Annotated in this window: 6 protein-coding genes and 1 pseudogene; 4 read left to right on the top strand and 3 right to left on the bottom strand. The window is 74.4% G+C overall.

All coding sequences use genetic code 11. The features are described from left to right. A pseudogene (locus AB8Z75_RS29150) lies at nt 1-1013 on the bottom strand (glycerophosphodiester phosphodiesterase); the annotation flags it as partial. Nucleotides 1014-1239: 226 nt separating this feature from the next. Here AB8Z75_RS29150 and AB8Z75_RS29145 point away from each other — a divergent pair. After that, a complete protein-coding gene (locus AB8Z75_RS29145; RefSeq protein ID WP_369207174.1) occupies nt 1240-2163 on the top strand; it encodes a bifunctional DNA primase/polymerase in 924 nt (307 codons plus the stop codon). 69 nt (nt 2164-2232) lie between these two features. On the opposite strand, the gene AB8Z75_RS29140 is transcribed toward AB8Z75_RS29145, so the two are convergent. Then, nucleotides 2233-3231: a hypothetical protein gene (locus AB8Z75_RS29140; protein ID WP_369207172.1), complete on the bottom strand. Its 999-nt coding sequence runs from the start codon at nt 3229-3231 to the stop codon at nt 2233-2235. Between the two features lie 110 nt (nt 3232-3341). Here AB8Z75_RS29140 and AB8Z75_RS29135 point away from each other — a divergent pair, with 110 nt between their 5' ends. After that, a complete protein-coding gene (locus tag AB8Z75_RS29135) occupies nt 3342-4088 on the top strand; it encodes a CDP-alcohol phosphatidyltransferase family protein (RefSeq protein WP_369207170.1) in 747 nt (248 codons plus the stop codon). Here AB8Z75_RS29135 and AB8Z75_RS29130 read toward each other — a convergent pair. Beyond that, nucleotides 4057-4518 carry an adenylyltransferase/cytidyltransferase family protein gene (locus AB8Z75_RS29130; RefSeq protein ID WP_369207168.1) on the bottom strand — a complete coding sequence of 154 codons (462 nt, stop codon included), beginning with the start codon at nt 4516-4518 and terminating at the stop codon, nt 4057-4059. The genes AB8Z75_RS29135 and AB8Z75_RS29130 overlap by 32 nt on opposite strands. Before the next feature lie 244 nt (nt 4519-4762). Between AB8Z75_RS29130 and AB8Z75_RS29125 the strand changes: the two genes are divergently transcribed. Together AB8Z75_RS29125 and AB8Z75_RS29120 are read left to right on the top strand one after the other, a co-directional pair. Then, on the top strand, nt 4763-6094 hold the full coding sequence (locus AB8Z75_RS29125; RefSeq protein ID WP_369207166.1) for a glycosyltransferase: 1332 nt from the start codon (nt 4763-4765) through the stop codon (nt 6092-6094). Beyond that, nucleotides 6091-7631: lipopolysaccharide biosynthesis protein (locus AB8Z75_RS29120; protein WP_369207164.1), on the top strand; the 1541-nt coding region annotated here is incomplete at its 3' end. The genes AB8Z75_RS29125 and AB8Z75_RS29120, both read left to right, overlap by 4 nt.

Raw genomic sequence — 7631 nt, 5'->3', positions numbered from 1 at the left:
TCACCGACCGGCTCGTCGAGGTGGCGCTGCGGGCCTTCGCCCCTCGCGGGTGMCKMCGSMCSGSCGCCCGTCGGGGCCAGGCTGCCCGGCTTGTCGGTGACGATGCCCTCGCAGCCCAGCTTCAGCATCCGGTCCCGGTCCGCCCGGCTGTTGACCGTGTGCGACCACACGTAGGTGATACCCGAGCGCACCGCCTTGCGGACGTGCCGGGCGGCCGTCTCGTGGTCGACGCTGAGCATGGTCACGTACCGCTTCCAGCGGGCCGGCCTGTCCTCGGCCAGCTGCCGCGCCGAACGCCACACGGCCGTCAGCAGACCCCGTGCGTGCGCCCGCTCGGCGACCTGGGGATCGTTGGACTCCACCAGCACCGAGCGGGACAGGTGCCGCTCCCGGATGAGCCGCGCCAGCCGGGGCAGCCCGGCGGGGTCCTTCAGCTCCAGCATCAGCAGGCCGCGCCCGCCGAACCTGTCCAGGATCTCCCGCACCGACGGCGGTCGCTCGGGGTGCCAGCGCCCCGGCAAGCCGCGCTCGGGGGTGATCCGCACGTCCTGCCAGTCGTTCCAGTCCAGCGCGCTCACCTTGCCGCTTTTGTCGGTGGTGCGGTCGAGCGTCGCGTCGTGCATGGCCACGAGCGTGCCGTCGCGCAGCTGCCGGATGTCGGTGTCCAGCACCCGCGCGTAGCCGCGCTGGAACGTCGCGGCGAGCCCCTGCATGCTGTTCTCCGGCACCTCCTTGGCGCCGCCCCGGTGCGCCGTGACGGTCGTGCCGGTCAGCTGGGGGGTGCCCGGCAGCCGTGCGTCGGCCCCGCCGTCGCCGCCCGCGCCGGCGCCCTCGGGCCCTGGCCGGGACCGGACGCCCGCCGCGGCCCCCGCTCCTGCGGGCTGCCTCAAGGCCTCCGCCTCCGCCGTCGCCGCAGCCGCCTCGCCGGCCCCCACCACCGGTGCCGTCAGGGCGACCGCGAGAGCCAAGGGGACCAACCGCACCATGGGGACGAAAACCGCCTTTGTGACCATGGACCCAAGTTAGAGGGGACCCGGACGATCCGCCGGGCGGGACGCCCGCCCGGGTGGTCCTCACGAGTGACGCGGCCGACCCCGCGTTCCCGATCGCGCGACGGACAGCGCAGGATAGGGGGGAGTCGTCCGTGATCCGCGGATTGCCCCTCAGCGCGCCGACGCGCTGCGTACCCTCGGAATTCACGATTCGCCCTGGCAGCACAGTCGCGGAGTGAGGCGGTAGATGGAACGCGAGAGCAGGATCGCCCAGTGGCTGCGCCGCCGGGCCGCCCAAGCGGAAGCCGCACGCGGCGGCGACCGTGCCCCTGCGCAGCCGGCCTCGGGCCGCGCGCCCCGGTCACGCCGCTGGTCACCACGCGGCGGCCGGGCGTCCGCAGGCGCCGAGACCGCCGAAGACCGCGCGGACCTCCTGCTCGCCGCCGCCGAGGCCGGCTTCCCCCTCGCCCCGGCCGCCCACCCCTCCGGGTACGGCTGCTCCTGCGTACGGATCGGCTGTCCCACCCCGGGGCGGCACCCTCTCTCCTTCGCCTGGCAGACCCAGGCCACCACCGACCGCGCCCAGCTCGAACGCTGGCTCCACGCCGAACCGCAGGCCAACTTCATCACCGCCACGGGCCGTGCCCACGACGTCCTGGACGTCCCCGCCGAAGCGGGGTACGCGGCGCTGGCCCGGCTGGAGGCCCGCGAGCGCGACAGCGGAGCCGACGGCGCCCTCGGCGGTGAGGCCGGCCCCGGCACGGCCGAGGGCGCCGGCTCCGGTGACGGCGGTGAGACCGGTTCGGGTGTCGTCGCCGAACCCGTGCTCGGGCCGGTCGCGCTGCTGGGCGAGGACCGGATGCTCTTCTTCACCAAGACGCGGGGCAGGCCGGAGGACGAGGACGAGTGGTGGCCCTGCGAGCTGGACAGCCACCCCGAGACGATGGAGGAGCACCCCGGGCTGCGGTGGCACTGCCGGGGCAGCTACGTCCTGATGCCGCCCTCCCGGCTGCCGGACCAGGACGAGGGCGTGCGGTGGCTGCGGCCTCCCGCCGCCGGAGCGCAGCTCCCCGAACCCCTCACCCTGCTGGAAACCCTCACCGACGCCTGCGCGGAGTACGCCATCACCGTGGACGGCCTGGAAGAGCGCGCACCCTGGCCCGCCCGCTGAGCGCCGCGCCCGGTCCAGGCCGCGCGGGCCCGGGCCGGTGGCGCGGGGACGCGGTAGGGGCGCGGCGTGTCAGCTGCCGTGGGCGGAGGTCAGGCCCTCGACGCGGCTGAGGAAGGTCACCTTGCCGTTGGACTTCTTGGTCGGAACGGTCACGGCCTGCTCCGACATCCGCACGTACGTGACCGACTGCTTCGGCTTCCCCTTCATCAGCGCCTTGACCAGCGGATTCTTGACCTCGGGGTGGTAGCCGCGCGGCAGCGTCTGCTTGTGGTGGTGGCGGGTGGCGAAGAAGACCAGGGCGCCGCCGTCCTTGGTGCGGAGCCCGAAGGGCGCGTACTGCGGAGGTTCCGCCGCCTGGTCGGCGAACTCGTTGCGCACGTTCTTGCGCTTCGCTTCCGCGACGCGTTCTTCCCGCTGCTCGCTGGTGTGCGGCCCGGCCGCGAAGTCGTCGCCCGCGCCTTCCTGGAGGTAGCGGGCGTACCGCCGGCTCAGCTCGTCGGGCGGCACGGTCAGCCCGGCGTCGCCGCCGGCCACCGGGACGGTTTTCACATGGCCGTGTCCGTCCCGGGCGAACTCGGGCAGCGCGTCGGGGTCGATCACGGACAGGTAGGAGGCTTTCCACGGCCCGTCAGCGCGGTCGCGCTGGAAGACGAAGAGCCAGCGGCCCTGCCCCTTGCGGTTGCTCCGGGAGTCGGTGACGAAGAACTTGGGCCAGCCCGCCTGTTCGGGGATCAGGTAGCGGGTGTCGGTCAGCTCCAGCCGGTTGTAGTCGGGGTTGCCCTTGGGCCGGACCTTTTTGCGGGAGGTGAGCCCGGCCTGGTCGATGGCACCGAGGGGGCCGGTTTCGATGGTGGCGTTGAGGTCGACGTCGTAGGCGGTGTTGGCGCGGTTGTTCTTCTTCACGAACGTGGCGAGGACGCCGGCCGCCTCGGTCTTGCTGAGCGCGGGGACCACGGCGCTCTCACCGTGCACGGTGACGCAGCCGGTCAGCGAGGCGAGCAGTGCCCCGGCTGTCACGGTCGCCGCCAGCGGTATGCGTGCGGGCCCCCGGGCCCTCGTCCCCTTCACCTGTTCAACCCCTCCCGGTGCTGTTGGCGAACGTGACCCTACCTTGCGGGGTGTGGCGCCTCGCGCGGTGCCTGGCACAGTATGCGCGGCACACCGAGCGAGGGGGACACATGGCTGGGACCACACGAGCGGGCGGGCCCTCGGGCGGGTTTCGGGCCGCTCTTGGCGCGTTACGGGCCGCGCAGAAGACGTCGAAGGGGGTCTCCCTCTACTCGCGGTACGTCAACCGGCCCCTCGGCCGCGTGCTGGCCGCTGCCGCCTACCGGGTGGGGCTGACCCCCAACCTGGTCACGCTGGCGAGCGCCGTGTGCAGTTTCGCGGGGATCGCGGCGGTGGCGCTGGTGCGGCCCTCGTGGGGGCTGGGGGTGGCGGTCTGGGGTGCGCTCGTGGTCGGTTTCGCGCTGGATTCGGCGGACGGGCAGTTGGCCAGGCTGCGCGGCGGTGGCAGTCCGGCGGGTGAGTGGCTCGACCACGTCGTGGACTGCGCGAAGATCGTCGCGGTGCACGCCGCCGTGCTGGTCTCCTTCCACCGCTTCGGCCAACTGCCCGGCGAGGGCTGGCTGCTGCTGCCGCTGGGCTTCCAGCTGGTGGCGGTGCTGGTGTTCTTCGGCGGGCTGCTCACCGACAAGCTGCGGCCCCGCGGCGGGGACGCCGGGGCCGCCCGGCCCCCCTCGGCGTGGCGTGCGGTGGCGCTGCTGCCGGTCGACTACGGCGTCTTCTGCGTGCTGTTCCTGCTGCTGGGCGGCCCGGAGCTGTTCCGGGCCGCCTACGCCGTGCTGTTCGGGTGCTACGCGGTCTTCCTCGTGGCGTTCGGCGGCAAGTGGTTCAGGGAGCTGTCCGCGCCGTCTCGGGCGTGACGGGCTCGGGTCCGGCCAGCGCGTCGAGGGCGCGGCGGAGCTGAGTGGAGGAGGTATGCATGGTGTACGGGAAGTAGACGATCTCGACGCCGACCGTACGGAAGTCCGCCTCCAGCTTGTCGCCCTTGGGCGTACCCCGCCAGTCGTCCCCCTTGAACAGGACGTCGAAGCGGATCTGCTGCCAGGTGACCAGCTTGTCCGGCACCGTCTCCACGAACGCGGCGTCCACGAAGCTGATGCTGCGCACGATCTCCAGGCGTTCGACGAGCGGGATGACCGGCGGTCTGCCCTTGGCGTGCTCGGCCATCTCGTCCGAGACGACGCCCGCGACCAGGTAGTCGCAGCGTGCGCGGGCGTGCCGCAACAGGTTGAGGTGGCCGACGTGGAAGAGGTCGTAGGCGCCGGGCGCGTAGCCCACGGTGTGCGTCATGGCTGGTCCCCCCAGAACGTGTCCTTCGCGGGCGGCCCGCCGGGCGGCGCCCGGCGGCCCTCCACGGGCGCGGGCCGCATCGCTGCATGCAACAGCGCTGCACGCAACCACGCTGCATGCAACCACAACCAGCAGGAAACGGGGACATGTTGGGGAAACCGCGCACCGCAGGCGCTACCCTGCCGGAGGGGGACGCGGGGGAAGCTCTCAGGGGAACGAGGGGCGGACGTATGGGGGGATTTCCATGGTGAACGGCTTCGCTGTGCCCGCACGCCGGGTGCTGCTGGTGTCGACCAACTACGCACCCGAGCAGGCGGGCATCGGGCCGTACGCGGCGCAGGTCGCCGAGCACTGGGCGGCGCGGGACGGCTGGGAGGTGCACGTGCTGGCGGGGATGCCGCACTACCCCGCCTGGCGTACCGATCCCGCCTGGCGGGGCGTGTGGCGGGCGACGGAAGTGCGCGGAGGGGTGCGCGTCCACCGCCGCAGGCACACCGTTCCGCCCCGCCAGACCGCCGCCCACCGGGCGCTGTACGAGGCGTCCATCCTCGCGCACGGGCTGCTCGCCCCGCCCCGCCTCGCGGGCCGCCCCGACGTGGTCGTCGCGCAGCTGCCCAGCCTCGCCGGGGGCGTGCTCGCCGCCCGCCTGGCCCGCGCCGCCGGGGTGCCGTTCGTCCCCGTCGTGCAGGATCTGATGGGTGCCGCGGCTGCCCAGAGCGGCATCCGCGGCGGCGACCGTGCCGCCGCTCTCGCGGCGGCCGTCGAGCGCCGGGTCCTCAGCTCCGCCGCCCTCGTCGGCGTCATCCACGAGAGCTTCACCGACCGCGTCACCGCACTGGGTGTGCACAGGGCCCGGGTGCGGACCGTCCCCAACTGGACGCACATCGCCGCCCCCACGCGGGCGCGGGCCGCCACCCGGGCCCGGCTCGGCTGGGGAGAGGAGGAGACGGTGGTGCTGCACTCCGGGAACATGGGTCTCAAGCAGGGCCTGGAGGTGCTGGTCGAGACGGCCCGCCTGGACCCGGGGCTACGGGTCGTCCTGATGGGCGAGGGCAACCAGCGCGCCCGCTTGGCCGAGCTGGCCGCCCCGCTGCCCAACGTCGACCTGCTGCCGCCCGCCACCGAGGCCGACTTCCCCGAGATCCTGGCGGCGGCCGACGCCCTCGCCGTCACCCAGCGGGCCTCCGTCCTGGACATGAGCGTGCCCTCCAAGCTCACCTCCTACTTCGCCGCGGGCCGCCCCGTCCTCGCCTCCGTCGCCGACGGCGGCGGCACCGCGCAGGAGGTCCGCCGCTCCGCCGCGGGGCTCCTCGTGCCGCCCGAGGACCCGGCCGCGCTCGCCGCGGCCGTCCGGGCCCTGGCCGCCGACCCCGCCCGCGCCGCCGCACTCGGCAGCGCGGGCCGCGACTACGCCACCGGACACCTCGGCCGCGAGACGGGACTGGCCCGGTGTACGGCCCTGCTGGAGGAGGCCCTCAGGATGCGGCGGGCGCGGCCCGTGCGCGGAAGACAGCTCGCGAGACCCCGGCCGCCCGCCGCCCGCGGTGCGGTCCGCGAGGAAGGCGCCACGGCATGACCGCCGGGGACGGGCACGCGGCCGGCGAGGCGGCGGGCTCGCCCGCGTACGACGAACCCGACCTGCTGCGCGACCAGTTCCGCCAGCTCCTGCGCTACCGCTGGCTCATCGCGCTCGGCGTCGTCCTCGGCCTGCTCGGCGGCGGCTGGCTCGGCCTGCGGGGCGCCGACTCCTACGCCGCCACCACCGAGATCACCGTCCGCCCGCTGCCCACCGACGCCGGCGGGGAGAACGCCTCGGCGGGCGAGATCAGCATGGGCTCCGAGCGGCGCACGGCTTCCAGCAGCGTCGTCGCCGAGCGCGCGGCCCGCTCTTTGGACACCCGCGCAGGCCCCCCTCGACTGCTCGACGACCTCCAGGTCACCAACCCGCCCGAGACGCGCATGCTGCGCTTCGCCTACACCGCGCACAGCCCCCAGGCCGCCGCACGCGGTGCCAACGCCTTCGCGGACGCCTACCTGGAAAACCGCGAGAAGGACGCCGCCGACCGCATCCAGGACATGGTCGACCGCTACGAGAAGCAGCGGGCGCCCCTGACCAAGGAACGCGACCGGCTGGCCGAGGAGATCGCCTCATCCGGCAAGGAAGGAGCGCTCGACGGCACCCTGTCGGCGCACTCCTCCGTCGTCAGCCGCATCGCCGAGATCAACGGCCGGATCAGCGACCTGCGCGCCGAGGACACCACACCGGGCCGCGTCGTCACCGAGGCCACCCCGCCCACCGCGCCGTCGGGGCCCGGACTGCCGCTGATGCTGGGGCTCGGCGCCGCCGTCGGTATCGGGCTCGGCCTGCTCGCCGCCTGGGTACGGCTCGTCTTCGACCCGGCCGTACGCACCCCGGGGGACGTCGTGCGCGCCCTGCACGCCCCCGTCCTGGGCACCCTGCCGCGCCGCCGGCGCAGGGGCCGCCGCCAGGAGCGGCGCTCCCTGCTGGCCGACGGCCGGCTCGCCGAGGAGTACCGCTCGGTCGCGTTCCGGCTGGCCTACGACGAGACGTTCGCGCGCCGCCGCCGGGTCCTCGTCGTCTCCCCGCGCGGCGGCATCGCCACCGCGCTGGCCGCCTCCGTGAACCTGTCGGCGTCCTTCGCCGAGATGGGTCGGGAGGTGCTGCTGTTGGAGGCCGACCTGCGCACCCCCTCCCTCACCGAACGGCTGAGGCAGGCCGACGGCATCCAGCCGGGGTGGGCCCGCGCCCCCGGCCACGGCACCATCGGCTGGCCGGCGGGCCACCGCATCCCCATCGACGCGGGCGAGTCCGGCGTCTTCGACCTCGTCCCCGGATACCGCGTCAGCAAGGTCTCCCGGGCGCTGACCTCCTCGGCCGTCACCCAGCTGATCGGGCACGCCGACGAGCGCGACGGGGTGCTGCTCGTCCTCGCGCCCGCCGTGCTGTCGTACGCCGACGCCATCGCGCTCATCGACCGGGTCGACTGCGTGCTCATCGTGTGCGATCCGCGGGAGGTGCGGCGGGACGACCTCGCGCGGGTGCGGGAACTGGTCGCGGGGGCGGGCGGCTCCGTGCTGGGCGCGCTGCTCCA

The sequence above is a fragment of the Streptomyces sp. PU-14G genome (assembly GCF_041028275.1).
Lineage (GTDB): Bacteria > Actinomycetota > Actinomycetes > Streptomycetales > Streptomycetaceae > Streptomyces.
This window is presented reverse-complemented; position numbering and strand designations above follow the sequence as displayed.

Coding starts and splice junctions, on each gene's coding strand:
- AB8Z75_RS29145 (WP_369207174.1), top strand. CDS start 1,240: ATGGAACGCGAGAGCAGGATCGCCCAGTGGCTGCGCCGCCGGGCCGCC.
- AB8Z75_RS29135 (WP_369207170.1), top strand. CDS start 3,342: ATGGCTGGGACCACACGAGCGGGCGGGCCCTCGGGCGGGTTTCGGGCC.
- AB8Z75_RS29130 (WP_369207168.1), bottom strand. CDS start 4,518: ATGACGCACACCGTGGGCTACGCGCCCGGCGCCTACGACCTCTTCCAC.
- AB8Z75_RS29125 (WP_369207166.1), top strand. CDS start 4,763: ATGGTGAACGGCTTCGCTGTGCCCGCACGCCGGGTGCTGCTGGTGTCG.